This is a genomic window from Allobosea sp. P1_B10, from assembly GCF_056406735.1.
Genome location: NZ_JBFTZP010000003.1, coordinates 239,044 through 265,374, shown reverse-complemented (window position 1 = coordinate 265,374; position 26,331 = coordinate 239,044). Strand labels below are relative to the sequence as shown.

The 26,331-nt window shown below is 67.0% G+C and carries 24 protein-coding genes; 15 read left to right on the top strand and 9 right to left on the bottom strand.

Going from position 1 to position 26,331, the window contains the following annotated elements:
* The first annotated feature begins 142 nt into the window (after positions 1-142).
* The 6 genes from AC1D2L_RS08685 (at position 143) to AC1D2L_RS08660 (ending at position 5,604) form a co-directional block, all read left to right on the top strand.
* Positions 143-808 (top strand): DUF1684 domain-containing protein, encoded by a 666-nt coding sequence (locus AC1D2L_RS08685; RefSeq protein WP_476845454.1) that lies wholly within the window; start codon positions 143-145, stop codon positions 806-808.
* Between the two features lie 142 nt (positions 809-950).
* A complete protein-coding gene (locus tag AC1D2L_RS08680; RefSeq protein WP_476845843.1) occupies positions 951-1,829 on the top strand; it encodes a glycine betaine ABC transporter substrate-binding protein in 879 nt (292 codons plus the stop codon).
* Between the two features lie 22 nt (positions 1,830-1,851).
* A complete protein-coding gene (locus tag AC1D2L_RS08675; protein WP_476845453.1) occupies positions 1,852-3,393 on the top strand; it encodes an aromatic amino acid lyase in 1,542 nt (513 codons plus the stop codon).
* Positions 3,390-4,019: an ABC transporter permease gene (locus tag AC1D2L_RS08670; protein ID WP_476845452.1), complete on the top strand. Its 630-nt coding sequence runs from the start codon at positions 3,390-3,392 to the stop codon at positions 4,017-4,019. The genes AC1D2L_RS08675 and AC1D2L_RS08670 overlap by 4 nt, the downstream gene beginning before the upstream one ends.
* Positions 4,019-4,654: an ABC transporter permease gene (locus AC1D2L_RS08665; RefSeq protein ID WP_476845451.1), complete on the top strand. Its 636-nt coding sequence runs from the start codon at positions 4,019-4,021 to the stop codon at positions 4,652-4,654. Before AC1D2L_RS08670 ends, AC1D2L_RS08665 begins: the two co-directional genes overlap by 1 nt.
* A complete protein-coding gene (locus AC1D2L_RS08660) occupies positions 4,651-5,604 on the top strand; it encodes an ABC transporter ATP-binding protein (protein WP_476845450.1) in 954 nt (317 codons plus the stop codon). Before AC1D2L_RS08665 ends, AC1D2L_RS08660 begins: the two co-directional genes overlap by 4 nt.
* A 95-nt stretch (positions 5,605-5,699) precedes the next feature.
* Here AC1D2L_RS08660 and AC1D2L_RS08655 read toward each other — a convergent pair whose 3' ends face one another.
* From AC1D2L_RS08655 to AC1D2L_RS08645, 3 genes are all read right to left on the bottom strand, one after another.
* Positions 5,700-6,503: a phosphate/phosphite/phosphonate ABC transporter substrate-binding protein gene (locus AC1D2L_RS08655; RefSeq protein ID WP_476845449.1), complete on the bottom strand. Its 804-nt coding sequence runs from the start codon at positions 6,501-6,503 to the stop codon at positions 5,700-5,702.
* The gene (locus AC1D2L_RS08650) at positions 6,500-7,510 is read right to left on the bottom strand and encodes an ornithine cyclodeaminase family protein (protein WP_476845448.1); all 1,011 of its coding nucleotides are present in this window, start codon (positions 7,508-7,510) and stop codon (positions 6,500-6,502) included. Before AC1D2L_RS08650 ends, AC1D2L_RS08655 begins: the two co-directional genes overlap by 4 nt.
* An 88-nt stretch (positions 7,511-7,598) precedes the next feature.
* A complete protein-coding gene (locus AC1D2L_RS08645; RefSeq protein ID WP_476845447.1) occupies positions 7,599-9,113 on the bottom strand; it encodes a glycosyl transferase family protein in 1,515 nt (504 codons plus the stop codon).
* A 199-nt stretch (positions 9,114-9,312) separates the two neighbouring features.
* Here AC1D2L_RS08645 and AC1D2L_RS08640 point away from each other — a divergent pair, with 199 nt between their 5' ends.
* From AC1D2L_RS08640 to AC1D2L_RS08605, 8 genes are all read left to right on the top strand, one after another.
* The gene (locus AC1D2L_RS08640) at positions 9,313-11,553 is read left to right on the top strand and encodes a TonB-dependent receptor (protein ID WP_476845446.1); all 2,241 of its coding nucleotides are present in this window, start codon (positions 9,313-9,315) and stop codon (positions 11,551-11,553) included.
* A 74-nt stretch (positions 11,554-11,627) separates the two neighbouring features.
* The gene (locus tag AC1D2L_RS08635; RefSeq protein WP_476845445.1) at positions 11,628-12,308 is read left to right on the top strand and encodes a Fe2+-dependent dioxygenase; all 681 of its coding nucleotides are present in this window, start codon (positions 11,628-11,630) and stop codon (positions 12,306-12,308) included.
* A gap of 36 nt (positions 12,309-12,344) precedes the next feature.
* A complete protein-coding gene (locus AC1D2L_RS08630; RefSeq protein ID WP_476845444.1) occupies positions 12,345-13,199 on the top strand; it encodes a tetratricopeptide repeat protein in 855 nt (284 codons plus the stop codon).
* Positions 13,196-14,329 carry an alpha-hydroxy acid oxidase gene (locus AC1D2L_RS08625; protein ID WP_476845443.1) on the top strand — a complete coding sequence of 378 codons (1,134 nt, stop codon included), beginning with the start codon at positions 13,196-13,198 and terminating at the stop codon, positions 14,327-14,329. The genes AC1D2L_RS08630 and AC1D2L_RS08625 overlap by 4 nt, the downstream gene beginning before the upstream one ends.
* On the top strand, positions 14,326-15,240 hold the full coding sequence (locus AC1D2L_RS08620; protein ID WP_476845442.1) for a siderophore ABC transporter substrate-binding protein: 915 nt from the start codon (positions 14,326-14,328) through the stop codon (positions 15,238-15,240). The genes AC1D2L_RS08625 and AC1D2L_RS08620 overlap by 4 nt, the downstream gene beginning before the upstream one ends.
* Positions 15,241-15,333: 93 nt before the next feature.
* Positions 15,334-16,293: an ABC transporter permease gene (locus tag AC1D2L_RS08615; RefSeq protein ID WP_476845441.1), complete on the top strand. Its 960-nt coding sequence runs from the start codon at positions 15,334-15,336 to the stop codon at positions 16,291-16,293.
* Positions 16,283-17,254: an iron chelate uptake ABC transporter family permease subunit gene (locus tag AC1D2L_RS08610; RefSeq protein WP_476845440.1), complete on the top strand. Its 972-nt coding sequence runs from the start codon at positions 16,283-16,285 to the stop codon at positions 17,252-17,254. Before AC1D2L_RS08615 ends, AC1D2L_RS08610 begins: the two co-directional genes overlap by 11 nt.
* Entirely contained in the window at positions 17,251-18,009 is a 759-nt protein-coding gene (locus AC1D2L_RS08605; protein ID WP_476845439.1) for an iron ABC transporter ATP-binding protein, read from the top strand. The genes AC1D2L_RS08610 and AC1D2L_RS08605 overlap by 4 nt, the downstream gene beginning before the upstream one ends.
* Before the next feature lie 54 nt (positions 18,010-18,063).
* On the opposite strand, the gene AC1D2L_RS08600 is transcribed toward AC1D2L_RS08605, so the two are convergent.
* The 6 genes from AC1D2L_RS08600 to AC1D2L_RS08575 all read right to left on the bottom strand — a co-directional run bounded on the left by AC1D2L_RS08600 (position 18,064) and on the right by AC1D2L_RS08575 (position 25,291).
* Complete coding sequence (locus AC1D2L_RS08600) at positions 18,064-19,143, bottom strand: ABC transporter ATP-binding protein (RefSeq protein ID WP_476845438.1); 1,080 nt, start codon at positions 19,141-19,143, stop codon at positions 18,064-18,066.
* A complete protein-coding gene (locus AC1D2L_RS08595; protein WP_476845437.1) occupies positions 19,140-21,080 on the bottom strand; it encodes a glycoside hydrolase family 127 protein in 1,941 nt (646 codons plus the stop codon). The genes AC1D2L_RS08600 and AC1D2L_RS08595 overlap by 4 nt, the downstream gene beginning before the upstream one ends.
* Before the next feature lie 28 nt (positions 21,081-21,108).
* Positions 21,109-21,966, bottom strand: a complete 858-nt coding sequence (locus AC1D2L_RS08590; protein WP_476845436.1) for a carbohydrate ABC transporter permease — start codon at positions 21,964-21,966, stop codon at positions 21,109-21,111.
* Positions 21,966-22,889, bottom strand: a complete 924-nt coding sequence (locus AC1D2L_RS08585) for a carbohydrate ABC transporter permease (RefSeq protein ID WP_476845435.1) — start codon at positions 22,887-22,889, stop codon at positions 21,966-21,968. Before AC1D2L_RS08585 ends, AC1D2L_RS08590 begins: the two co-directional genes overlap by 1 nt.
* Before the next feature lie 89 nt (positions 22,890-22,978).
* Positions 22,979-24,223, bottom strand: a complete 1,245-nt coding sequence (locus tag AC1D2L_RS08580) for an ABC transporter substrate-binding protein (RefSeq protein WP_476845434.1) — start codon at positions 24,221-24,223, stop codon at positions 22,979-22,981.
* A gap of 63 nt (positions 24,224-24,286) precedes the next feature.
* Positions 24,287-25,291, bottom strand: coding sequence for a LacI family DNA-binding transcriptional regulator (locus AC1D2L_RS08575; protein ID WP_476845433.1), 1,005 nt, complete (start codon positions 25,289-25,291; stop codon positions 24,287-24,289).
* Positions 25,292-25,404: 113 nt separating this feature from the next.
* Here AC1D2L_RS08575 and AC1D2L_RS08570 point away from each other — a divergent pair, with 113 nt between their 5' ends.
* Complete coding sequence (locus tag AC1D2L_RS08570) at positions 25,405-26,331, top strand: Gfo/Idh/MocA family protein (protein ID WP_476845432.1); 927 nt, start codon at positions 25,405-25,407, stop codon at positions 26,329-26,331.

Sequence of the window (26,331 nt, the reverse complement as noted above, 5' to 3'; positions counted from 1 at the left end):
TGCCAGGCCATGGGTGCCATGCCCCTGACAGGAGCTGACCGCACCTGTGTTCATTCATCCCGACCCGCAACCTGATGGGCTCTGGCGCGTTGACAACGCTGCGCCCGACACGGCGGCATCGATCGAGTGCAGGAGGCGTGCGATGACCCAACAGCTCACCCGGACCAGCCCGAGCGGGCCGGCCGACATGACGCTGCAGCGCTTTGCGAGCCTGCATGACTGGCGCCGGCAGGTCGCCGACCTCTATGCCGGGGTGCGCGCACAGCCGGGCAAGGCGGGCTGGGAGCTCTGGCGCAGCACCCGCGACAGCTTGTTCCGCGAGCATCCTCAATCGCCGCTATCGGTCGCTCGCCGCGCCCAGTTTCGCGGCATCGACTGCTTCCCCTACGACCCCACACTGCGCTTCGAGGCTGGCTTGGGCCCGGCGCGGGAGCGCGAGACGATCAGGCTGGAGGCCGGCAAGGACGGAACGATGACGCTGGTGCCGTTCGCTCTGACGGAGGGCCTCGACGCAGCGCTGGGCCGCGAGCTCACGCTGTACTGGATCGAGGGCTATGGCGGCGGCGTTTTCCTGCCCTTCGGCGATGCCAGCAATGGGCGCGAGAGTTTTGCCGGCGGGCGCTATCTGCTCGACACCATCAAGAGCGCCGATCTCGGCGCGACGCCCCAGGGCCGGCTGATCCTGGATTTCAACTTCGCCTATTATCCCTCCTGCGCCTATTCCGAGGCTTGGATCTGCCCGCTTTCGCCTATCGAGAACCGCCTTCCCGTCGCTATCGCGGGCGGCGAACGCAACACTCTGCCCTAGCGTGCCGCGCAGCCGGCGCGGCCACGATAAGGTGATCCTGCGATCGCGCGCTTGCCCGCCTGATCGCTTGCATCGGCAGCGCTGCTTGCTAGCCTGCCGTTCTTGGACGTGAAAACTCTTGGAAACCAAGGAATTCAACGCCATGCGCTTCATCAAGACATTCCTCGCCGCGGCGGCTCTGTTCGCAGCAGGCATCTCGACCGTCTCGGCCCAGACCGTCAAGATCGGTTCGAAGAACTTTACCGAGCAGTTCGTCGTCGCGGAGCTCTATGCCGCGGCGCTGGAGAACGCCGGTTTCAAGGTCGAGCGCAAGATCAATCTCGGCGGCACGCTGGTGGCGCATGAGGCGCTGAAGAGCGGCGCAATCGACCTCTATCCCGAATATACCGGCACCGGCCTCAACGCCGTGATGAAGGCGCAAGGGGTGACCGAGACCGACCCGGAGAAGGTCCGCGGCATGGTGAAGGCCTTCTACGAGAAGGAGTTCAACCTGACCTGGCTCAAGCCGTCGGGCATCAACAACGGCTATGCCATCGTGGTCCGGCCCGAGACCGCCAAGGAGTTCAACCTCAAGACCCTGAGCGATCTCGGCAAGGCCTCGTCGAAGCTCAGGCTCGGCGCCGGTACAGAGTTCGTCGATCGCCGTGACGGCATCGCCGGGCTGAAAGAGGTCTATGGCGCCGAATTCGCCGAGTTCAAGCAGTTCGCGGCCTTGCGCCTGCGCTATGAGGCGCTGAACCAGAAGCAGATCGAGGTCGCCAACGGCTTCTCGACGGATTGGCAGATTGCGGCCGAAAAGTTCGTCGCCCTCGACGACGACAAGTCGCTGTTTCCGCCCTATTTCCTGGCGCCGGTGGTCCGCCCCGAAATCGCGCAGAACGCCAAGATCGTCGCGATCCTCGACAAGATCGGCGCGGCTCTGGACAACCCGACGATGCAGGAACTGAACCGCCAGGTCGAGGTCGACAAGAAGGAGCCGCGCACGGTGGCGGCCAGCTTCCTAAAGGCCAAGGGGCTCTGAGCTGGGCGTTGCGGCTCCCGCGATGAACGGGCGGCTTGCCGATACCACGGTCGTGATCGGCGACGCCCCCCTCGGCATTGAGGGGATCGTCGCCGTGGCGCGTGGCGTGCGTGTCGTGCTGCACGAAGCGGTCGGCCCGCGGCTCGAAGCGGCGCGCATGGTCGTGCTGCAGGCGCTGGAGCGCGGCGAAACCGTCTATGGCCTGACCACCGGACTGGGCGCCGCGGTCGATACGCGGCTGGGCCGCGAGGCGATCCCCGCCTTCCAGGCGAGGGCGATCCGGGCACGAGCCGTCGGCGTGGGCGAGAGGCTTTCGGCCGAGGAGGTGCGCGCCATGCTGGCGGTGCGCCTCGTCGGCATCTGCCATGGCGCATCGGGACTGTCGCCGGGTCTGGCACAGACCATCGCCGCGATGCTCGACGCCGGGGTGCATCCCGTCGTGCGGCGAATCGGGTCGCTCGGCGAGGCCGACCTCAGCCCGCTCGCGCAAGCCTTCCTGCCGCTTGTCGGTGCCGGCGACGCGGAATTCCGTGGCGCGATGCTGCCCGGTGCAGAGGCAATGCAGGCGGCCGGCATCGCATTGCCCGCACTCGGCCCCAAGGATGGCCTCGCTCTGCTGAACGCCAACGCGCAGAGCGTCGGCCTGGCGGCCCTTGCCGTCGACACGATGGAAAAGGCGCTGCATGCCGCCTGCCTGGCCGGCGCCCTGGCGCTGGAAGGCTTTCGCGCCAACCTCTCGCCGCTGGATCCCGAACTCGCGCGCCTGCGCCCGATGCCGGGCCATATCGCGGGGACCCGACAGATCCGGGCGATCCTGGCCGGTAGCGACCTGTTTGCGCCGGGCGCGGCGCGGCGGGTGCAGGATCCGTTGTCCTTTCGCTGCCTTGCCCCGGTCGCCGGACACGCAAGCCTTGCGGTCGCCGCCGCACGCCGCGCGGTCGAAGCCGAATTGGCGAGCGTACCCGACAGCCCCGCCGTTCTGGTTGCTCGCGAGGCGCTGCTCTCCAGCGTGAATTTCGACACCACGGAGCTTGCCCTGACGCTGGAGGCGGCGGGCCTGGCGCTCTCGCATCTCGCCGCGACCTCGGCGGCGCGCATCGTCAAGCTGATGTCGCCCGCCATGAGCGACCTGCCGCGCTTCCTGACCAGGCATGGAGGCTCGCATGCGGGGTTTGCCACGTCGCAGAAGACGGCCGCCGCACTCGAGGCCGAGATCCGCCACCTGGCTTTGCCTCTCGGGGCGATGACCTTGCCGGTGGCCGATGGCGTCGAGGACTATGCGCCGATGACGCCGCGCATCGTCGAGAAGACCCATGCGCTCGCCCGCAGGCTGGCGCGGCTGGCGGCCGTCGAACTCGTCGTCGCGGCCGAGGCGGTCGATCTCCGCGGCGCGATCAGGCTCGGCCGGGGCACGGATCTGGCGCAGCGTTACATGCGCGGGCGGGTCGCCGGGCTCGATGACGACCGGCCGATGGGCGCCGAGTATGAAGACATGGCACTGGCGATCGAGGCCGGCGAGCTGATCAGGGCCGCGCCTGTCGTCCCTGACGGGGCGCCGTCATGAGCTGGACGATCGAGAACTATGACCGCCTGCTGCTGGCGCTCTGGGAGCATATCCAGCTGGTGGCGGTCGGCCTCGTCATAGCGCTGGCTATCGGCCTGCCGCTCGGCGTGCTGTCTGCCAGGCGGCCGGGCTTCGCGCTTGTCGTCCTGCTGGTCTCCGGCGCCCTCTACACCGTGCCGGCGCTCGCCATCTTCGCGCTGCTGATCCCGTATCTCGGTCTCGGCTTCTGGCCGGCGATCGTGGCGCTCGTCGCCTATGCCCTGCTGATCATCATCCGCAACGTCTCGACAGGCCTGCGCGAGATCTCGCCTGACATCCTCGATGCCGCAGACGGCATGGGTTTCGGCCGCTGGCGCCGGCTCTTCGCCATCGAACTGCCGCTGGCGCTCCCCGTCATCATCGCGGGAATCCGCATTACGGTGGTGACTCAGGTCTCGGTCGCGACGGTCGCGGCCTTCATCAATGCCGGCGGCCTCGGCGACATCATCTTCCAGGGCATCACCCAGGATTTCGGCGAGAAGGTCGTTGCCGGCGCGGTCGTGACCTCGGCGCTTGCCATCCTCTGCGACGAGAGCCTGCGACGGCTCGAAGTGCATCTGCGCGCCAACCAGGCGGAGAGCGCGTGATGAGCGCCTGGATCGCAGCCAATCCCTCGATCTTCATCGTGGCCCTGCAGAACCACCTCTGGCTGACCGGGGTCGCGCTGGCCGCAGTGCTCGTCATCGCCTTGCCGGCCGGCCTGGCGCTGACGCGCCATCGCGGCTTGGCCAATGCCGCGATAGCCCTGGTCAACATCCTGCGCACGATCCCCTCGCTGGCGCTGCTGGTGATCATGCTGCCGCTGCTCGGCACGGGCTTCCTGCCCTCCGTCGTGGCCCTGACGCTCTATGGCCTGCCGGCGCTGCTGCTCAACACCTATACCGGCCTCACCGAGGTCGATGCCGACATCGTCGATGCCGCGCGCGGCCAGGGTTTCTCGGACGCGCAGGTGATGGCCCGCATCGAGATTCCGCTCGCCCTGCCGGTAATCTTCGCCGGCATCCGGACGGCGGCCGTGCAGATTGTCTCGGCGGCGACGCTGGCCGCCTTCATCGGCGGCGGCGGGCTGGGCGAGCTGATCACGGCCGGCATGGCCAATTTCAACTTCCCCCAGCTCATCGCCGGCGCCGTCGCAGTCGCGGCTCTGGCGCTCCTAGTCGAGGTCGGCTTTGCCCTGCTCGAACGCCTGATGACCCGCCAGCTGCGATTGGGGACCTCATGACGATCCAGCTGGAAGCCGTGACCAAGCACTTTCCCGGCGTAGCCAGGCCAGCCGTAGACGCGCTCGACCTGACCATAGAGAAGGGCAGGATCTGCGTGCTCATCGGGCCTTCGGGCTGCGGCAAGACCACGACGATGCGCATGGTCAACAGGCTGATCGAGCCGACATCGGGGCGCATCCTGGTCGGCGAGCGCGATGTCACCAAGGCCGATCCAGTCGAACTGCGCCGCCATATCGGCTATGTCATCCAGCATATCGGGCTGTTTCCGCACATGACGATCGCGCAGAACGTCGCGACGGTGCCTAAGCTGCTGGGCTGGGATACGGCCCGCATCAAGGCGCGCGCCGAGGAGATGCTGGACCTCGTCGGGCTCGATCCTTCGCAATATCTGTCACGCTATCCGCGCCATCTCTCGGGCGGCCAGCGCCAGCGCGTCGGCGTTGCCCGCGCGCTCGCCGCCGATCCGCCGGTGATGCTGATGGACGAGCCCTTCGGGGCGGTCGATCCGATCGTGCGTGGACGCCTGCAGGAGGAGTTTCTGGCGATCCTGAAGCGGCTCCAGAAGACCGTGATCCTGGTCACGCACGATATCGACGAGGCCATCCATATGGGCGACGTCGTCGCGATCATGCGCGATGGCAAGCTCGTGCAATACGATACGCCGGACCGGCTTTTGGCGGCGCCCGCCAATGCGTTCGTGGCCGATTTCGTCGGAGCCGACCGCGCGCTGCGGCGGCTCTCGCTGGTGCGTGCGCGCGACGCGGTCGAGCCGGGCGAAGCGTCAGGCGGACCGAGGCTCGCAGGCTCGCTGTCGGTCCGCGAGGTCCTGTCGGCGCTGCTGGCGGAAGGCCGCGACGCCGCGACGATCGTCGATGAGACCGACACACCGCTGGGCCAGATCACGCTGGCGGCGATCCGTGCCCGGAGCGCGGGAACGGCGTCGGCTTGATCGTGATTGCGAGCGAAGCGAAGCAATCCAGAGGCCGCGGAACTCTACGCCCCCCTGGATTGCTTCGCTTCGCTCGCAATGACGGGGGAGCCCTGTCAGCCGGGTTGTGTGTAGCCTGCCGTATCCGCAGCATCGGCCTCGCGGATCAGCACGTCATAGCTGCTCGGCTCGATGGCGACGAAGCCCGACAGCCGCAGGCGTGGCATCAATCCGCGCGCGTCAATATCGTCGGCCAGCATCAGCAGCGTCTGCCTCAACGCCGCGACGGTCGCATCATCGACGCTCTGCGACGCTACCAGCAGCGGCATCGGGCGAGGCGCTGTCGTCGCGACGATGCGCAGGCGGGCTGCCGTTTCCGGTTCGGCCACCACCAGCAGATCGTAGAAATAGGAATCGAGCGGGCCGATATCGATGGTCCCAGTGAGCACCGCGTCGATCACCCGGCGCGGCGTCAGGAGCGGGCCGAGGCTCGCGGCATAGAGGGGTTTGCCCGGCTGGCGATAGGGCAGCAGATGCGTGCGAACGGCGTTAAAACCCGATTGCGAATGCTCCACGGTCCAGCCGATCCGGCGGCCAAAACTACCCTGCAATGTCGAGATGTCGCTGTCCCCGCGCACCACGAGATGGCTCGCATAGAGCGGCCGGCCGTCGCCCGAGGCCGGGATCGGCGCAGCAGCCGGGCGAACCGCAAAGCCGACGCGCGCGAACGGGTAGCCGCAGATGAAGGCAAGGCCGAGATCGTCGCGCTGCCAGAGTTCTTCCAGCGGGGCCGGCGCGGCATGGGCGATGACATCGAGCGCGACGCCGCTGTGCTCGGAGACATAGGCGAAGAGCCGCGTCCATGCGGCGGCGGTCGCCGCATCGACAGCATACATCCGCGCATTGGCAACAAGGGTCACGCGTAGCGCAGGCGCTGGCCGAGACCCATCTCCCTCGCCTTCTCCAGCATGAAATGGCCGAGCGCGATGTCCGAGAGCGAGAGCCCGCGATGCCAGAACAGGATGGTCTCGTCATCGCGCTCGCGACCCGGTTTCAGGCAGGCGACGATCTCGCCCATCTCGGCATGGAGCGTCCGCTCCGAGAGCTTTCCGGCCTCCACATGCGCCCGCAGCGAGCCGAAGGGCCCGCCCTTGCACTGGCCCCAGTCGTCGACCACGAGCTTGCTCATGATGTCGGTCAGGGAGAGCTCGACCGCGCTCATCGTGCCATAGGGCACGACGAAGGCGCCGGGCTTGATCCACTGCGTCTTCAGCAGCGGCTCCGGGGCGTTCAGGCGCGAGGCCTCGACGACGATGTCGGCGCCTTCGACGCAGGAGCGCCAATCCAGCGTGACGACGACGCGCTTGCCGAGATCGGCGGAGAGCCTTGCCCCGAAGGCATCGCGGCTCTCGGGCCGGCGAGAATGGACGCGGATCTCGTCGAAATCGAAGAGCGAGTCGAGCAGGCGGACATTCCAGTAGGCGGTACCGCGCGCACCGACATGGCCGAGCACCTTCGAGCCCTTGCGAGCCAGGTACTTCGCGCCGATGGCGGTGATTGCACCGGTGCGCATGTCGGTGAGGTGGCTGCCGTCGACGATCGCGGTCGGCACGCCGGTCATCGGGTCCATCAAAAGCAGAAGCCCCATTTCGGAGGGCAGGCCGAGCTTGTAGTTGTCGACGAAGTCGCCGATCACCTTGACGCCGGCCCGGTTCAAGGGCGCGCGAATGGCCCCGCGCAGGACGTTGAAGTGGCCATTGGCGCCGGCCTTCGGCATGAGATGCACGCGCGGCTCGATCTCGGTCTGTTTGCGGCCCTGGGCCGCCAGCCCCGCCTCGACGGCCCCGATGATCTCTGCGTCGGTCAAGGCCAGCGCCTCGACATCGAGCGCGTTCAGGAAATCGATGTAGAGCGGCGGATGCGTCACGCGGACCTCGCACTGGCGTCGATGGCACGCCAGTCTCGGCCGAGTTCGCCAGCGGCGCAACAGCCCTGTGCGGCCCCCTGAACGCAGCCTATGCTGTCGGCGCGCGTGCCTCATGGCGCCTCGACCACAGCGCCAGCGCCTCTTCCTGCGCGGCGGGGTAGGCGGACGCGCCCTCCCCTCGAATGGTCATCAGCGCGACGGCTGCCGTGTTCACGATGGTTTTCTGCGCGCGGACGTCGCGCTCATTGCCCCGCCAGACCGCCTGCCAATGTTCCAGCGCCGAGAAATGCGCGCGCACGGGAGAGCGCACTGAGGGAACGCCGGCAAGGCTCATATCGTCGGCTGCCCCGTCGGCCCAGCGATAGACCTTCGCCGCCTTGAATGGGTTGAGTTCGGCGACGTCGCGCGCGCTGGCGAGGACCGATACGCGAGGCCAGTCCAGCACCTGCGCGACGTCGCGATGGAGGCCGAAATAGGCGGTTCGGGCAACCCCCAGCAGGCTTGCCGTGGCGCCGAGCGGATTGAGCATGTGGCGGATCGAATGGACCGGCGAGCGCGACTGGACCAGGGGATACATGGCCAGGAGCCGGGGCAGCTGGCTGGCGAAATCGTCCAGCCGCAGGAAGGCGATGCCACGTGCGTGAACCGCGCTGCGCGCGGCGGCCAGCGATGTCGACACCGAAAAGCCGAGCGTCTGCGTCGCGAGATCGATCGCGGGGTCGGCGACGCCGCCATCGGCCCCGTGGAGCAGGACGCGGTAGCCGGCATCGGCCACGAGCCTCGCCGATTGCAGGAACCAGGGCGGGCGCCGGAACAGCTGGGCGAGATAGACGGGCCAGTCGAGATCCGCTCCCGGCGAGGGCACGGTGGCGAGCCCGAAATGCCGGCGCGTTGCCCGCACGAGCCCGGCGAGTTCGGCCGCCGTCTCCCGGCGATAATGCATGACCTGGAGGAAGGCGCCGATCTGGTAGGGGTCGGCCTGTCCGGCCAGGATGATCGAGAAGGCCTCTTCGGCCTCGTCCATCGACAAGGGGCGCGAATGCCCCACCCCCCGGCCGATCAGGGCGATGTAGCGCGCCAGGCGCTGCCTGGGGTCGGAGGCATCGGCAAGCCCCGCCAGGACAGTGGCGAACTGGACCGGGGTCGGCTGGCCCTCGAGCAGCGTGCTGGGACGCAGCGACAAGGGCGGCGCCTGGCTGAAGCCGAGATCGACCGTCGCCTCCGGGCGCGTCCAGGGCTGGGTGGCAGGTGCCTCGCCGGGCCCGTCGAACACGCGCTCGACATCCGAAACCAGCCGCCGCAGGCTCATCCGCATGGCCTCGGCGCGAGGGGTCGGCACGAGCTGCCGCCCGGCCCGAACGAAGATCGGATCGCCGATTTCCGCCCGGATCTGGCCAAGCAGCCTGCTCATCGCCGGGACGCTGAGTTGCATCTCGCGCGCGGCGCCGTTGACGCTGCCGGCCACGAGCAGGGCATCGAGCGCGATCAGCAGGCGCAGCTTGCCGAGATGGTTAGCGCGCCACTTCCCGCCGCCGCGCGCAAGGGCGACGCCGGCGGCCTCAGCAAATATCGCGTGTTTCGCGGGGTCGCCGGGATTGTCCATGATCATCTTCTGGCCATGCCGCGCGGCCGCCTGTCAACGCGGGACGCCGACAGCCGCGTCTCACCGAAGCTTCCCTTAGAATCGTTCTCACTTGCGAAAAACGAAACTTAGACAGGCTCCGAAACATCGCGATTGAGGCTAAAAATGGGCGGAGTCTATAAGCCGGTCAACGCACACTCGCGCTCCACATGGAATTACGATGAACCAGATAATCGATCGGGACGAGTCCAGCCAGGCAACATGGGTGCTCGGCCTCGCAGTTGGCGCCGCCGCCCTGGCCCCCTTCGAGGTGATGGCCCAGGCGCCGTCCGACGCATCGCTGCAGCTGCCCACGATCGATGTGCAGGGCGCCGAGACCAGCAATGCCAACACGGCCGAGACCGGCATCGGCCGTCTCCCGGGCCGGGTCCAGGATATCCCGCAGGTGGTCAACGTGATCCCGCAGGAGATCATCAAGCAGCAGCAGATCACGACGCTGGAGCAGGCGCTGCGCAATGTGCCGGGCATCACCGCTTCGATCGGTGAAGGCAATGGCGGCCCGCAGGGCGACCGCTTCCGCATCCGTGGCTTCGAGGCGCTCGGCGACAACTATGTCGACGGCCTGCGCGACTTCGGCGTCTATGTCCGCGACGCCTTCAACTATGAGCAGATCCAGGTCCTGAAGGGCCCGTCCTCGGAAAGCTTCGGCGTCGGCACCTCGGGCGGCGCGATCAACACCACATCCAAGCAGGCGCGCCTGGGCGACCGCTATGATGTCAACGGCTCGCTGGGCTCCGGTTCGCTCGGACGCGGCACCTTCGACGTCAACAAGCAGATCAACGACACCACCGCCATCCGCATCAATGGCATGGCCAACAAGCAGGACATCGTCGACCGCGACGGCGTGAAGTCCGACCGCTGGGGCTTGGCCGCCTCGCTCGGCATGGGGCTCGGCACCGACACGACCTGGCACCTGAACTATTTCCACCAGCACAATGACCGCACGCCCGATTACGGCGTGCCGATGATCGGCCGCACCGCGTCGAGCGTACGCCGGCCGGTGACCGAGTTCGGCATCCCGCGCGGGTCCTATTACGGGAAGTCAACGGACGAGGACGTGTCGAATGTCGACATGATCACCTCGCGCTTCCAGACGAAGGTGACCGACTGGCTGACCTTCAGCAACGACACGCGCCTGTCCTATTACGACCGCCGCTTCAGCGCGACGACCGCCACCTGCGACCAGACTTGCGCCAACAGCTTCTTCGCCGGCGGCGATCCGCTGCTCGCCTGGGGCGCTGGCGGCGGTCCGACCAACGAGCAGAAGACCTGGGGCATCCAGAACGTCTCGACCGGCACGGCGAAGTTCCACACGGGCTTCCTGCGCCACGAGCTGATCTTCGGCCTGGACATGAACCACCAGGACGACAAGCGCCAGGGCTTCTCCTACTCGCCGTCGAAGGGCCCGCTGCCGCGCCTGTGGACGCCGAACACCTGGGCAAACTACACGATCGTCCCGAACGCCAACAATGTGAAGCGTTCGAACTCCGATAATGTCGGCGTCTTCGCGAGCGATCGTGTGTGGTTCACCGACCAGCTCTCCGTGCTCGCTGGCGTGCGCTGGGATTATTTCCAGTCGGAATACGACCTGACCTCCTCGACGGGCCGGTCGGTGACGAAGGCCGACGCCAATTTCTGGAGCCCGAAGGCGAGCATCATCTGGGAGCCGACGAAGGACTACACCTTCTATGCCTCCTATGCCTCGGCGGCGAACCTGCCCTTCGGCCAGTATGTCGCCTCGGACACCAACCCGATCGTGGCCGCCCGTACCAATCTCGATCCGGAGCGGACGGACACCTATGAGCTCGGTGCCAAGATCAACCTGCTCGAAGGCCGTCTCGGCCTGACCGGCGCGATCTTCCAGATCACGAAGAACAACGCCTACTATTCCGATCCGGCCAGCGGCACGCTGACCCAGACAGGTGAAAAGCAGCGGGTCCGCGGCTTCGAGGCCGGGCTCTCGGGCAAGGTCACGGATGCCTGGTCGCTCAACCTGTCCTATGCCTATCTCGACAGCGAGATCATCGGCACGACGAGCACCGCCATCAAGGGCAACCCCGTCCCGGGTGTGCCGAAGAACTCCGCCTCGCTGTGGACGACCTACGACGTCGCCACGCTGTTTCCGGCCTCGATCCCCGGCAAGCTCCTGGTCGGCGGCGGCGTGACCTATCGGGACAAGATGTATGTCCGCAACGACAAGATGTCGGAACTGCCGCACAGCTTCTCGCTCGATGCGCTGGTCTCCTACGAGTACAAGAACTGGCGCGTGGCCATCAACGGCTACAACCTGACGGACCGTCGCAACTACGACACGTATTTCCAGGGCGAGAACCTGAACACCTCGCGCGCCATCCCGAGTGCGGGACGGACCGTCGTGATGACTGTCGGCGCCACCTTCTGAGTTGCGCAAAACCGATCGATGCGGAGGTGGAGGGTCGTAACCGGCCCTCCACCTGTTTCTGTTGAGGCGATGACATGCTCGTGCATATCCCCGGCCTACTGACGGCAGACGAGGTTCGTCACTGCCGCAGCATCCTCGAGAGCTCCGACTGGACCGACGGCTCCGCGACTGCCGGCGAGCAGGCGCGCAAGGTCAAGTTCAACCTTCAACTGCCGGTGGACTCGCCGCAGGCGCGCGAACTCGGCCAGATCGTGCTGCAGGCCCTCGGCCGCAACCCGATCTTCACATCCGCCGCGCTGCCGCTGCGCGTGCTGCCGCCTATGTTCAACCGCTACGATGTCGGGATGAAGTTCGGATCGCATGTCGACGGTGCATTCCGCACGGCGGCCGGCGGCGCGCGCATGCGCTCCGACATCTCCTCGACGCTGTTCCTGACGCCCCCCGAGGACTATGACGGCGGCGAACTGATGATCGAGGACACCTTCGGCTCGCATGCGGTGAAGCTGCCAGCGGGCGATCTCATCGTCTACCCGACGACGGCGCTGCACAGCGTCAATGCGATTACGCGAGGTAGTCGCTGGGGCTCGTTCTTCTGGTCGCAGTCGATGATCCGGGACCAGGGCAACCGCACGCTGCTCTACAATCTCGACCAGGCGATCATGCGCCTGCGGCAGGAGCTGCGCGACGATCACCCCTCCGTGCTGACGCTGACCAACACCTACCACAACCTGCTGCGGCAGTGGGCCGAGATCTGAGTTCGGCCATGAAGTCCTGACATTGGCTCGCCGCAGATGATCCGCTCGATCCGCACCGCTATCGGCAATGCGCTGGCCAAGCCGGCGTCCTTCGCGCCGCTCGCCGCCCAGCCCGGGCTCGAGATCGGCTTCCGCGCGAAGAGCCGGACGCTGTCGGTGCAGGACTGGTCGGATGCCATTGCGGGCGGTGACCGGGAGGCTTTCGAGACCGTGCGGACCGCCGCGCAGGCCGGCGATCTCCGCGCCCAGACGGCGCTCGGGCACCTGCTGCTGTCCGGGCACGGCACGGAAAAGGATCAGGCCACCGCTTTCGGCTGGTTCGAGCGGGCGGGGCGCAGCGGACACGCCGAAGCCGCGAACATGGCCGGGCGTTGCTGCGAACTGGGCTGGGGCGTGGACGTTCGGCCCGACCTCGCGGCCGGGTGGTATCGACAGGCGGCGGAGACCGGCCATGTCTGGGCACAGTTCAACCTCGGCATGCTGCTGTTCGACGGCCATGGCTGTGAGCGCGACCTCGACCAGGGTCGGCTCTGGTTCCTGCGCGCCGCGCGGCGGCGGCACGCCAAGGCGATGAACATGCTCGGGCGCTATGGCGAGGAAGGCTGGGCCGGGGGGTCTCGGCCCGCCGCCGCTGCGCAGTGGTATCGTCGCGCGGCCGAGGGCGGCGATTTTCGCGGGCAGTTCAACCATGCGCGGCTGCTGTTCGGTGCCGGCCAGCGGGCGGGCGCCCTGCAATGGCTTGAGCGCTCGATCGAGGGTGGTATTCCCGATTTCTGGCGCAGTGTCGCCGACGACCTCGCCGGGAGCCGCGATCCCGATCTGCGCAGCCTCGGCCAGCGGGCGCTCGCCCGGCTGAGGGACAGCGCTCCCGACCGGATAGCGACCGCATGAGCGTGATCGCCCCCGATATCGTCAGCCTCGCGGATTACGAGCGGCATGCGCGGCAGCGCCTGCCAGCGCCGGTCTGCGCCTATATCGCCGGCGCCAGCGCCGACGGCCTGACGGACCGGGCCAATCGCGCGGCTTTCGACGGGCTGTTCCTGAAAACCCGCGTGCTGCGGAAAATGCGCGGTGCCAGCACGGCCTCGACGCTGTTCGGGATGGACCTGCCCTTGCCGGTGCTCGTCGCGCCGATGGCGTTCCAGCGCCTCGTCCATCCGGAGGGCGAGCACGCGATGGCGCTGGGCGCTGCCGCCGTGAAGCTGCCGATGGTGGTGAGCACGCAGGCCAGCATCCGGCTGGAGGAGGTCGCGGCGCAGGCCCATGGCCCGCTCTGGTTCCAGCTCTACATGCAAGCCAGCCGCGAGCACACGCTCTCGCTGGTGCGTCGGGCGGAGGCTGCGGGCTATCGCGCGCTGATCGTCACGGTCGATGCGCCGGTCAGCGGTATCCGCAATGACGAGCAGCGAAGCGGCTTTGTCCTGCCGGCGGGTATCTCTGCGGTGAACCTCGCCGACTTCCAGGCGCCGCCGGCACCGCAGGTCGGACCCGGCACGAGCCCGATCTTCCGCGGCCTGCTCGACCATGCGCCCGGCTGGGACGACATCGCCTGGCTTCGCAGCCAGACGACATTGCCGCTCCTGCTCAAGGGTATCACCGATCCCGATGACGCGGCGCAGGCCGAGGCGATCGGCTGCGACGGCATCATCGTTTCCAACCATGGCGGGCGCGTGCTGGACACGATGCCGCCGAGCCTCGCCCTCCTGCCGGCCATCGCGGCGCGGCTGGGCGGGCGCATCCCTATCCTGCTCGACGGAGGCACCCGACGCGGCACGGACATCCTGAAGGCGCTCGCGCTGGGTGCCAGCGCCGTGCTCGTCGGCAGGCCCCTCTATTACGCGCTCGCGGTCGCCGGCGCCTCCGGCGTTGCCCATGCGCTGACCATCCTCTCGGTCGAGCTCGAGGCGGCGATGGCGACCACCGGTCGCCGGCAACTCGCCGAGATCGACGCGAGCGTGATCGCCCCGAACCCGTTCCCGGCCGGCTGGCCGTCCCTGTTTCCCACGGAGCAACCAAGATGAACCTGACACGCAAGCATTTCTGCGGCCTGCTCATGGGCCTCGCCCTGACGGCCACGGGCGCGACAGCGCAGCCGCTGACCCTCAGGCACGGCTCGGGCGAGACGACGCTCCCCGCCACGCCGAAGAAGGTCGTGGTGTTCGACCTCGCCAGCCTCGATACGCTCGATGCGCTCGGCGTCGAGGTTGCGGCTGTGCCCGGTGGCTCGAAGCCGGCCTATCTCGAGAAGTTCCTCGGGGCAGGCTACGCCAAGGTCGGCACGCTGTTCGAGCCGGACTACGAGGCGATCGCCGCGCTGTCGCCCGACCTGATCATAGTCGGCGGCCGGTCCCGCCCGAAATATGCCGAGCTGGCCAAGCTCGCGCCGACGATCGACATGAGCGTCGATGCCAAGCGCCCCTATGATAGTGCCAAGGAGAACATCGCACTGCTGGGCCGCACCTTCGGCAAGGATGCGCGCGCCAAGGAACTGCTCGACAAGCTCGACGCCTCGACCACCGCGGTCAAGGCAAAGGCTGCCAATGCCGGCAAGGGACTGCTCGTCCTCACCGTCGGCAGCCGGATGAGCGCCTTTGGCCCCGGCTCGCGCTTCGGCATGCTACATGACGCCTTCGGCATTGTCCCCGCTGTGCCCGACCTCAAGATCGGCTCGCATGGCCAGCCCGCGAACTTCGAATTCATCCAGAAGACGAACCCCGACTGGCTCTTCGTGATCGACCGCGAGGCCGCCATCGGCAAGACCGGCACCGCCGCCAAGCTCCTGGACAACGAGCTGGTCGCGCAGACCACCGCCTGGAAGAAGAAGCAGGTGGTCTACCTGAACTCGCAGAACTGGTACCTGATCGGCGGCGGCGCGCAGGCCCTGCAGGCCTCGGTCGACCAGATCGACGCAGCCCTCTCGGCGGCGAAGTAAGCCAGGACTCCCTGCCGGCGGGCTATCTGCCGGCTCGAATACGGAACCGGGGCGGGCCAGTCGGGCCGCGCCCCGGTGTCGTGACAGGCCATCATGAAGCTGCACCCGGTCGCCATACTTCTCGCCACGCTCGTGCTGGTCGTCGCAAGCCTGCTTGTCGGCGTCGGCGACCTGTCGCTTGGCGGCCTGTTCAGCCTGGAACCGGGCTCGACGCTGCTGCTGGTGACGAGCCGTATCCCGCGCACGCTTGCCATCATGCTCGCCGGCGCGTCGATCGCGATTGCCGGGCTGATCATGCAGATGCTGGCGCGCAACCGCTTCGCAGAGCCCTCGACCGCCGGGACGGTGGACGCTGCGAGCCTCGGCATGCTGAGCGTGACCCTGCTCGCGCCGGACCTGCCGATCATCGCCAAGATGCTGATCGCGGCGGCCTTCGCGCTCGCGGGCACGCTGATGTTCGTGGGCGTGCTCTCGCGCGTGCCGCTGCGCTCACCGCTGATCGTGCCGCTGGTCGGGCTGATGCTCGGCAATGTCATCGGCGCGCTGACGAGCTTCCTGGCCTATCGCTACGACCTGCTCCAGTCGCTCTCGGCCTGGACGAACGGCGACTTCTCGATGGTGCTGCAGGGCCGCTACGAATTGCTCTGGATCGCCTTCGGACTTGCGGCTGTTGGCTATCTGGCCGCCGACCGGCTCACCGTCGCGGGGCTGGGCCGCGACTTCACCACCAATCTCGGCCTGAACTATCGCAATGTCATGGCGCTCGGCCTGACGATCGTGGCAATGATCACCGCGCTCGTGGTGACGACCATCGGCATGATCCCGTTCCTCGGCCTCGTCGTGCCCAATATCGTCAGCCTTTTCATCGGCGATAATCTGCGCCGCAGCGTGCCCTACACGGCGCTGCTCGGCGCAGGCATGGTGCTGCTCTGCGACCTCGCGGGACGCCTGCTGAACTATCCCTTCGAGATCCCGATCGGCACCGTGATGGGCGTCGTCGGCAGCGGCCTCTTCCTCGATCTCCTGCTGAGGAAGCGCGCCCGTGTCGGCTAGTCCTGCAACCGGCAAGAGCCGCGCCCCGCTCTTCCTGCTGCTCGCGGCACTCGTCCTCGTGGCGAGCGCAGGCTTCATGACGCTCGGCGTCAAGGGACGCTGGGACTTCGTGCTGCCGCTGCGCGCGACCAAGCTCGCGACGCTGCTGCTCGTCGGCTATGCGATCGCGATCTCGACGGTGATGTTCCAGACGATCACGAACAACCGCATCCTGACGCCGTCGATCATGGGCCTCGACGCGCTCTACATCCTCATCCAGACCGCGCTCGTCTTCGTCGCCGGCTCCGGGGCGTTCGGCCTCGTCGACAAGCGTCTGCTGTTCCTGGGCCAGGCGGCGGCGATGACGCTTCTCGCCAGCCTGCTCTATCGCTGGCTCTTCGCCGGCACGACGCGCAGCCTGCACCTGCTGCTCCTGGCCGGCGTCATACTCGGGGTGATGTTCCGCAGCCTCTCGGCTGTGATGCAGCGGATGATCGACCCGACCGATTTCGTGGTCCTGCAGGATCGCTTCTTCGCCAGCTTCAACAGCGTCGATCCCAGCCTGCTGGGAGTGGCGGCCATCGTCACCGCCGGTGCCTCCCTCATCGTTTGGCGCATGCTGGGCGTGCTCGACGTGCTCTCGCTCGGGCGCGACAATGCGGTCGCGCTCGGCGTCGACTACCAGGCCGCCGTCTCGCGTATCCTGATCCTGACGGCGATCCTCGTCAGCACCTCCACCGCGCTGGTCGGGCCGGTGGCCTTCTTCGGGCTGCTCGTCGCCAATCTCGCCTATCAGCTGGTCAACAGCCACAGGCACGCGCTGACGATGCCGGCCGCCGTGCTGCTCGCCTTCCTCTGCCTCGTCGGTGGGCAGGTCATTCTCGAGCGCGTCTTCGCCTTCAATACCGCGCTCGCGATCATCGTCGAGTTCGTCGGCGGGGTTGTCTTTCTCATCATGCTCGTCCGGGGAGCCGTCCGGTGATCGAAATCCGCGATGTCAGCAAGCGCTACGACGACACGGTCGTCGTCGATGGCGTCAGCCTGAGCCTGAAGAAGGCGGGCGTCACCGCCGTGATCGGGCCCAACGGCGCCGGCAAGTCCACGCTCCTGACCATGATCGGCAGGCTGATCCCGGCGAGCGCCGGCCAGATCAGCGTCGATGGCCTCGACGTCGCGCGCACGCCCGGCGACGTGCTGGCGCGCCGGCTCTCGATCCTGCGGCAGGACAACCACATCGCCTCGCGGCTGACGGTGCGCGACCTCGTCGCTTTCGGCCGCTACCCCTATTCGAAGGGGCGCACCACCGCCGAGGACCGCGGGCATGTCGACCAGGCGCTGGCCTTCCTCGGTCTGGAGACTCTGGCCGACCGCTTCCTCGATGAATTGTCGGGCGGGCAGCGGCAGCGCGCCCATGTCGCGATGGTGCTCTGCCAGAACACAGACTACGTGCTGCTCGACGAGCCCCTGAACAATCTCGACATGAAGCATGCCGGCGCGATGATGAAGCTGCTGCGCCGCATGGCCGACGAGCTCGGCAAGACCGTCGTCGTCGTGCTGCACGACATCAATTTCGCCTCTTGCCATGCGGACCACATCGTCGCGATGCGCGGCGGCAGGGTCGTGCATCAGGGCAGCCCGTGCGATGTGATGACCGCCGAGGTGATGCGAGACATCTACGAGATCGAGATGGCGATCCACGAGATCGCCGGCGACCGCATCGCCATCTATTACCGTTGAGGAGAGGCTGGACGACGCCTGCGCCGTCCCCATCCCCTGCCCCGCCAGTCTCGGTCAGACCCTCTTCTCACCGCTTGCGGAGAAGAACTTCACCGCCTGATCCTGGCAGGTCAGCCAGAGCCGGTCGCCCGGTTTGGCGTCCCCGCCATCGCGCTGCTCGACCGTGACGACATTGCCGTTCTCGAGCTTGCAATGCAGGAAGCGTGTGCTGCCCAGGTACTCCGCGAAATCGACCTGCGCCGGCAGCGAGGCGGAACGGCGTTCGCCGACCGACCAGTGCTCCGGGCGGACGCCGAACTTGATCGCCTCGTCGACGGCCGCGGGGACCGGCTTTTGCAGCAAGATCTCGGTGCCGGCCAGGACCACGCGGCCACCGCCCAGGCTAACCCCGTCGATGATGTTCATCCGCGGCGAGCCGATGAAGCCGGCAACGAACAGATTGGCCGGATCCTCATAGACCTCGCGGGGCGTGCCGACCTGTTCGATCCTGCCGTCGCGCAGCACCACGATCCGGTCTGCCAGCGTCATCGCCTCGGTCTGGTCGTGGGTGACGTAGATCATCGTGTTGCCGAGTTCGCGATGCAGCCGGGCGATCTCGACGCGCATGCTGACCCGAAGTTCCGCATCGAGGTTGCTCAACGGCTCGTCGAACAGGAAGACCAGCGGCTTGCGCACGATGGCGCGGCCGATCGCGACGCGCTGCCTCTGGCCGCCCGAAAGCTGGCCCGGGCGCCGGTCGAGCAGCGGGCCAATCTTCAGGATATCGGCGGCGACATCGACCTGACGCCTGATTTCGGCGGCCGGGGTCCTGGCGATTTCGAGCCCGAAGGCGAGGTTCTCGCGGACGCTCATATGCGGATAGAGCGCATAGGACTGGAACACCATGGCGATGCCGCGCTTGGCGGGGTCGAGATCGGTGACGTCACGCCCGGCGATTAGGATGTCGCCATCGGTAACCTCCTCCAGCCCCGCAATCATGCGCAGCAGGGTCGACTTGCCGCAGCCGGAGGGGCCCACGAAGACGACGAACTCGCCGGCCTCGACCTTGAGGTCGAGATGGTGGATGACGTTGACCGAGCCGAAGGTTTTTCGGACGCCGCGCAGTTCGATCGTGGCTGTGTCGGGCGTGCTCATCGCTCGGTCCTCATCCAGACCAGCATCTCGCCGGGTTCGCGGTTGTCCCAGAGGTGATAGGGCACGAGCCGCGCGGTCGTATCTGAGGTGGCCGGCGGCCGGGAATCGTAGAGTTTCGTGTCTCCCTCGGGCCGCGCCTCGCGCCGGGCCGGCAGTTCGATCGCGACAGCGCCGTTAAGGTCGGGTGCCGGCGTCGTGCGGGCGGCAGCGAGGTCCTGCGGCAGGATCAGCGCATTGAGCCCGTCGGCATTGTCGACCTCCTCGGCGCAATAGATCAGCGGCCCGCGTGCGATGGCGACGCGGCCGATATCGGCCCTGACGGCCGGATGGGCGTGCAGCGCGCGCACCGCCATCGGCAGGTCCAGGACGAGCGTGTCGCCGTCGCTCCAGGCGCGCTTCAGGTCGAGATAGCCATTGGGTGTCGGCGCGGCTTCGACGGCCTCGCCATTCAGCGTCAGCTTCGCCTCGTCGCACCAGCCCGGCACGCGCAAGGCCAGGGTAAAGCTGGCGGGGTCATCGAGAGCGACGGAGATCGTCACCCGGCCGTCTGCCGGATAGGCCGTGGCCTGGGTCAGCGTCACGATCCTCGAGCCGACCGTCAGCCTGGCCGTGCTCTCGCCATAGAGATGCACGGCGACGCCGTCGGCCGAGACGCCATACATGTAGCTGCCGATCGCCGCGACGGTGCGGGCGATGTTGGGCGGGCAGCACGGGCAGCGATGCCAGGTCCAGCGATGATGGCCGCCGCGGCTTTCCAGCGGGTTGTCGTAGAAGAAGCGCGAGCCGTCGATCGAGAGGCCCGACAAAGCGCCGTTGTAGAGCGCCTGCTCCATGATGTCGGCGAACTGCCGGTCGGGACCGCGCCCGAGCATCCGGCTCGCCCACATCATCAGGCCGACCGCCGCGCAGGTCTCGGCATAGGCGCTTTCATTGGGCAGGTCGTAATAGTCGGTGAAGCCCTCGTTGCTGGCTGCGGGACCGATGCCGCCGGTGACATACATCTGCTTCGAGGTCAGGTCCTCCCAGAGCACCTTGAGCGCATCGGTGAGCGTGTCGTCGCCGAACTCGGTCGCGACATCGGCCATGCCTGAATAGAGATACATCGCGCGCACCGCGTGGCCGATGACCTTGCCCTGCTGGCGCACCGGCAGATGCGACTGGTTGTACTGGTATGTCTTGTGGCGGAACTGGGCGGGGTCGGCACCACGCGCGGCCGCCTCGACATCGAAGTAGTGCGGCTGCTGGCCGCGCGCGTCGATGAAGTAGCGGGCGAGGTCGAGATAGCGCTGCTCGCCGGTGGCGCGGCCAAGCCGGATCAGCGCGAGCTCGATCTCCTCATGCCCGCAATAGCCGGGCTTCTGGCCAGGGCGCGGCCCGAACATCGTGTCGATGTGGTCGGCATAGCGGCACATCACGTCGAGCAGCTTGCGCTTGCCCGTGGCGTGGAAATAAGCGACCGCCCCCTCGATCAGGTGGCCGGCGCAATAGAGTTCGTGGCAGTCGCGCAGGTTGGTCCAGCGCTGGCCAGGGTCCATCCGGATGAACCAGGAGTTGAGATAGCCGTCCGGCTGCTGCAGCCCGGCGAACATGTCGATGATCGCGTCGATCCTCGCCTCGAGATCGGGGTTGGGCTTGCGATAGAGCGCATAGGCCGCCGTCTCGATGACCTTCGCGACGTCGGAATCCCAGAACATCTGGACGTTGACGGTGTCGGGCGAGCCGTCGGCGCGGGTGTGGTAGGGCATCCTGACCGGCGGCACCGGCCGGGTCGGGTCGATCTGGTCGAACATGCCGGCAGCGACGCAGCGCTCGTAGAGAATCATCGCCGTCTTGTCGGCGACCGCGTCGATGCGCTCGCCCCAGAAACCGCGGACTTCGACATCGGGAACGGCGAGCGGCCTGAAGCCATGGGCCCTGGGCTGGTCGAGAGAGGTCATGTCATCACCATGGATAGCGTTGGAGGTGTCACTTGACGGCGCCCGCGGTCAGTCCGCGGATGTAGTAGCGCTGGAGCAGCAGGAAGAGCAGGAGGCAGGGCGCCATCATCAGCATCACGCCCGACTGCACCGCGCCCCAGTCGATCGTGCCGAACTGGCCGGAGCGGACCGCGGCCATCATCACCGGCAGGGTGTATTTCTTCTGGTCGGTCAGCAGGATGAGCGCCGCCAGGAACTCGTTCCACGAGGCTAGGAAGGCGAAGATCGCGACGGTCGCGACGCCCGGCAGGACGAGCGGCAGCATGATCTTGCGCAGCATCAGCAGGACGGAGGCGCCGTCCACCCGCGCGGCATCCTCGATCTCCTTGGGCACGGCGTCGAAAGCGTTACGCATCATGAAGATCGAGAAGGGCAAATGCAGCGTGACATAGATCAGCACGATGCCCGGCAGGGTGTTCTGCAGTCCGAGCTTGGTCAGGATCAGGAAGAGCGGGGTCAGGATCGACTGGAACGGGATCATCACGGTGGAGATGATCAGGATGAAGAGCACATTCTTCATCGGGAACTGGAAGCGGGAAAACCCATAGCCGGCAAACAGGCTGATGATGACGGTGATCACGACCGTCGCCGCCGCGACCGTCAGGCTGTTGCCGGCATAGGTCCAGATGCCGACGCCGTATTTCGCCAGGTTCTCGTAGCTTTGCGTGCTGAAACCCTCGACAGGCCAGGGCGGCAAAGGCGGACGCGCGGCCTCCGCCGTCGGTTTGAAGCTGACCAGCGCGCTCCAGGCGATCGGCGCGATGAACAACAGCGAGGCGATCAGCCCGAAGACATTATAGCGCACGGACGCCCAGCTGCGGCGCGTGCTGGCGGCTTTGCGGGACATCAGGCACCCTCCGGCGTGCGCAGCAATCGCAACTGGACGACGCTGATCGTGACCAGGATCGCCAGCAGGACCATGGACATCGCCGCGCCATAGCCGAGGCGGAACGACACGAAGGACTGGCTGAAGATCCAGTAGACGGCGGTGACGGTGCTGTTCTGCGGGCCGCCATCGGCGATGATGTAGAACTGGTCGAAGGCCAGCACCGAACCGGCGACCGACAGGATCAGCGCGAGCGCGATCGTCCGGCGCATCAGCGGCAGCGTGATGCGCCGGAAGCGCTGCCAGGAGGAGGCGCCATCCATGCGGGCGGCTTCCTGAACTTCGGTCGAAATGCCCTGGAGGCCGGTCAGCAGGATGATCATGTTGAAGCCGGCGGTCTTCCAGACGACCATGGCGATGATCGACCAGAACGTGGTGTCGAAGCTCGCCAGCAGGTTGACCGGCTTCTCGGTCAGGCCCAGGCGGTAGGCGAGCGGCGAGAACAGGCCGACGTCGACATTCATCAGCCAGGCCCAGAGCAGGCTCGCCGAGCCGAAGCCGATCACTACCGGAAGGAAGAAGGCCGTGCGGTAGACCTTGGTCAGCGGCCGCGCCTTCTCGACGAACAGCGCCAGCGGAAAGGCGACCGCGAAGATCGCGATGGTGACGACCACCGTGTAGTAGACGGTGAAGCGCATCGCGTTCCAGAAGCGCTCGTCGCTCATCAGGTTCACGTAGTTTGCGACGCCGATGAAGCGCGGCCGGCCGAGCAGTGGCCAGTTGTGCAGCGACATCCAGAACGCCATCCCGAGCGGGACGAGGAAGAACACCAGCACCAGCAGCACCGCCGGCGCCACGAACAGCAGTCCGGCCAGTTGCTTGCGGCGCAGGCGCGCGCCCCTGCGGCCGGGCCCATGGCCTATCGGTCTCTCTTGCTGGGTCATCTCGGTCTTTCCGACGAGGCTGGAACCGGCGCGGGCGCTTCAGAGCCCGCGCGACCTGCTGGCGTTGGAGGCAGGCGCTGCGCGCCGCCTTACTTGCCGGCGGTGTCGAGGATCGACTGCATCGTCTTCTCGGCCTTGACGAGCGAGGCGTTGACGTCGTTGCCGAAGAACACCTCGTTCAGCATCTGCTTCCATGGGCCGGTGCTGCTGTTGATGATGTCGTTGTAGACCGGCGAGGACGGTGTGCGGCCGATTTTCATCGCCTCGGTGGCGGTCAGATAGCGCGCATCGAGGTCCTTCACCGCCTCGGCGGCGACGTCGGCCCGGGTCGGCAGGCTGCCGAGCCGGGCGAGCAGGGCCTGGCCTTCCAGCGAATAGGCGAAGGTCAGGAATTCCTTCACCGCCGGCAGGTTCTTGCGCCCCGCCGTGACGACGAAGTTGTCGCCGCCACCGAAGGAGGCCTTGCCGCCATCCTTGCCGGGCAGGAAGGTCACGCCGAACTCGACCTTGGGATAGTTCTTCACGAGGTTGCCGATCGCGAAGGCGCCGATCGGCGAGAGTCCGATCCTGTCGGTCGCAAAGCCGCCGAAGAAGTTGGGGCCAGCATCGGTCTTGGCGCTTTCGGGCACATAGCCCTTCGCCACCAGCCCACGATAGAGCGCCACGGCATCGCGCATCTGCGGCGTGTTCAGCGTGGCGCGCTTGCCGCCATCGACCAGGATGTCGCCGCCGGAGGCCCAGATCAGCGGCATGAAGGTAAAAGCGTTGCAGCCGCCGCAGGCGCCGGAGAAGTAGAAGCCGCGGACATCGCCGCCGAGCGCGTTCACCTTGCCGGCATAGGCTTCGATCTCGGCCCAGTTTGTCGGGCCCTTCTCCGGATCGAGGCCGGCCTCGCGGAAGAGGCGCTTGTTCCAAAGCAGCACCGACGCATCGGCCGACATCGGGACGCCGTAGATCCGGCCCTCGTAGCTGCCGGCGCCGAGATGAGCCTTGGACAGGCTATCGAAAAACGGCAGGCCCTTGGCGAGGTCGGTGAGGTCCTCGAGCTGGCCCGAGGCCGCGAAGGCCGGCGTATAGACGAGGTCGAGCGAGAGCAGGTCCGGGGCCGAGCCGCCGGCCGCCGAAATCGCGTATTTCTGCACCATCTCGGTATTTGGCACGATCTGCAGCTCGATCTGCGTCTTGTGCTTGGCATTGAACGCCTCGATCAGCGCCGGCATGAACGCCTGGCTGCTCGAACGCGACCACATCGTCAGCTTCTGCTGCGCCTGCGCCACGCCCACCGATGCCTGCATGGCGACGAGGGCAAGCAATGCTGCTTTCAGTCCCTTCATGTGTTCCTCCTCCGGTTGCGGCCTTGTTTTATTTGCGGCCGTTTTTTCTAGATTCGAGCTGCGCTAGGACGAGCGCACGATGAGGCTGCAGGGCAGCCTCCAGATCCCTCTTTCGACGGCTTCGCCATTGACCAGGCCAAGCAGGGCGAGCCCCGCCTGCCGGCCGAGTTCCTTCAGGTTCATGTCGATGGTCGTCAGCGGCGGGCGCGTCTCCTTGGCGACGATCTCCCAATTGTCGAATCCGACGACGGAGACGTCGCCGGGCACCGTGACGCCGCGTTCGCGCAGGGCATCGACGACGCCGCGCGCGATCTGGTCGTTGCCGCAGAAGATGCCGTCGGGCGTCTGAGGCCCGGCCCAGAGCATCTCGACCGCCTCATGCCCCCAATGCTCCGACCAGGAGCCATAGAGCGTCGGCAGGGCGCTCACGCCGGCCTCGGTCGACGCCTGTGAGCAGGCCAGCGCGCGCTCATGCACAACGCCGAAATCGCGGGGGCCGGTGACATGCGCGATGCGCCGGCGCCCCTGCCCGACCAGATGGCGGATGGCTTCGCTTGCGCCCTGCCTGTCGTCCGGCACCAGGGTTACGCCGTCGGCGGGGCCCGCCGTCAGCGCATAGACCACCGGCACGGTCAGCAAGGAGAGATCGACCGGCAGCGGCTTGTCGGTGCGCTTGCCGGTGGCGATGATGCCGTCGATCTGCTTGTCGAGCATGGCATCGACATGGAGCTTGGCGAGCTCGGAATTATCCTCGACGGCGCAGAGGAATACCGAGACGCCATGGTCGATGAGCCCCTCGGAAACCCCCGCCATAACTGGCAGGGTGAAGCGCCCATAGGTGTCGTTGGTCAGCAACCCGACGGTGAAGCTGCGCTTGCGGGTGAGGCTTCGCGCCAGGGAATTGGGACGGAACCCCAGCTCCAACGCGATCCGCTTGATGCGGTCGCGCGTCTCCTGCGACATGCGCCCGGCATTGTTGAGCGCTTTCGAGGCCGTGGCGGTGCTGACGCGCGCGGCCTCGGCCACGTCGTAGATCGTCACACGCTCGCCAGGCACAAAACTTGACACCGACCGCCTCAATTTGAGAAACCGGTTTTTCATATGCCTAATCGATCGCCACTGCAATGAGAAAACGGTTTCTCATCGCAGTGGCGATCCGACGAACGAGTCAGGTCGAAGCGATGAAACCCATCCGTCTCGCCATTGTCGGCCTCGGCAAGATCGCCCGCGACCAGCATCTGCCGGCGGTGGCGGCGACGCCCGGCATCGAACTCTGTGCCGTAGCCAGCCGCAATGCCAGCCTGGACGGGGTGAAGTGCTTCGCAACGCTCGACGCGCTGCTGGCGGAATGCCCTGAGGTCGATGCCGTCGCCTTGTGCACACCGCCGCAAGGCCGCCGCCACCAGGCCGAGGCCGCGCTCGCTGCCGGCAAGCATGTCCTGCTCGAAAAACCACCCGGCGCGACGGTCAGCGAGATCGCTCCCCTCGTCATAATGGCCCGGGCGCGCGGCCTGAGCCTGTTCGCCACCTGGCATTCGCGCTTCGCACCCGCTGTCGCCCCGGCGCGCGCGTTTCTGGCCCGGCATCGCGCGCTTTCGGTCGAGATCACCTGGAAGGAAGATGTCCGCGTCTGGCATCCCGGTCAGGACTGGATTTTCGAGCCCGGCGGCCTCGGCGTGTTCGACCCCGGGATCAACGCGCTCTCGATCCTGACCGCGATCCTGCCGGAAGCCGTTTTCGTGACCGGCGCGGAACTCGCCTTCCCCGCCAACCGGCAGGCGCCGATCGCGGCCGATCTCGCATTGGCGACTGCGTCGGGCCTGCCTATCCACGCAGAACTCGACTTCCTCCAGACCGGCGAGCAGATCTGGTCGATCGCGATCGAAACCGAGGCAGGCAGGCTTGTCCTGGCCGCGGGCGGCGCAAGGCTCCTGCATGATGGCAAGGACCTCGTCGACGAGCCTGAACGCGAATATCGCGGCATTTATGGCCGCTTCACCGATCTGATCGCGACCGGGCAGAGCGACGTCGATCTGGCCCCGCTGGCCCTGGTGGCCGATGCCTTCCTGCTCGGGCGTCGGCGTATCGTGGCAGCATTCGAGGACTGA

Excerpts from the sequence above, each read along its gene's own strand:
- AC1D2L_RS08685 (WP_476845454.1), top strand. The coding sequence starts at position 143 with ATGACCCAACAGCTCACCCGGACCAGCCCGAGCGGGCCGGCCGACATG.
- AC1D2L_RS08680 (WP_476845843.1), top strand. The coding sequence starts at position 951 with ATGCGCTTCATCAAGACATTCCTCGCCGCGGCGGCTCTGTTCGCAGCA.
- AC1D2L_RS08675 (WP_476845453.1), top strand. The coding sequence starts at position 1,852 with ATGAACGGGCGGCTTGCCGATACCACGGTCGTGATCGGCGACGCCCCC.
- AC1D2L_RS08670 (WP_476845452.1), top strand. The coding sequence starts at position 3,390 with ATGAGCTGGACGATCGAGAACTATGACCGCCTGCTGCTGGCGCTCTGG.
- AC1D2L_RS08665 (WP_476845451.1), top strand. The coding sequence starts at position 4,019 with ATGAGCGCCTGGATCGCAGCCAATCCCTCGATCTTCATCGTGGCCCTG.
- AC1D2L_RS08660 (WP_476845450.1), top strand. The coding sequence starts at position 4,651 with ATGACGATCCAGCTGGAAGCCGTGACCAAGCACTTTCCCGGCGTAGCC.
- AC1D2L_RS08645 (WP_476845447.1), bottom strand. The coding sequence starts at position 9,113 with ATGGACAATCCCGGCGACCCCGCGAAACACGCGATATTTGCTGAGGCC.
- AC1D2L_RS08640 (WP_476845446.1), top strand. The coding sequence starts at position 9,313 with ATGAACCAGATAATCGATCGGGACGAGTCCAGCCAGGCAACATGGGTG.
- AC1D2L_RS08635 (WP_476845445.1), top strand. The coding sequence starts at position 11,628 with ATGCTCGTGCATATCCCCGGCCTACTGACGGCAGACGAGGTTCGTCAC.
- AC1D2L_RS08630 (WP_476845444.1), top strand. The coding sequence starts at position 12,345 with ATGATCCGCTCGATCCGCACCGCTATCGGCAATGCGCTGGCCAAGCCG.
- AC1D2L_RS08625 (WP_476845443.1), top strand. The coding sequence starts at position 13,196 with ATGAGCGTGATCGCCCCCGATATCGTCAGCCTCGCGGATTACGAGCGG.
- AC1D2L_RS08620 (WP_476845442.1), top strand. The coding sequence starts at position 14,326 with ATGAACCTGACACGCAAGCATTTCTGCGGCCTGCTCATGGGCCTCGCC.
- AC1D2L_RS08615 (WP_476845441.1), top strand. The coding sequence starts at position 15,334 with ATGAAGCTGCACCCGGTCGCCATACTTCTCGCCACGCTCGTGCTGGTC.
- AC1D2L_RS08600 (WP_476845438.1), bottom strand. The coding sequence starts at position 19,143 with ATGAGCACGCCCGACACAGCCACGATCGAACTGCGCGGCGTCCGAAAA.
- AC1D2L_RS08595 (WP_476845437.1), bottom strand. The coding sequence starts at position 21,080 with ATGACCTCTCTCGACCAGCCCAGGGCCCATGGCTTCAGGCCGCTCGCC.
- AC1D2L_RS08590 (WP_476845436.1), bottom strand. The coding sequence starts at position 21,966 with ATGTCCCGCAAAGCCGCCAGCACGCGCCGCAGCTGGGCGTCCGTGCGC.
- AC1D2L_RS08585 (WP_476845435.1), bottom strand. The coding sequence starts at position 22,889 with ATGACCCAGCAAGAGAGACCGATAGGCCATGGGCCCGGCCGCAGGGGC.
- AC1D2L_RS08580 (WP_476845434.1), bottom strand. The coding sequence starts at position 24,223 with ATGAAGGGACTGAAAGCAGCATTGCTTGCCCTCGTCGCCATGCAGGCA.
- AC1D2L_RS08570 (WP_476845432.1), top strand. The coding sequence starts at position 25,405 with ATGAAACCCATCCGTCTCGCCATTGTCGGCCTCGGCAAGATCGCCCGC.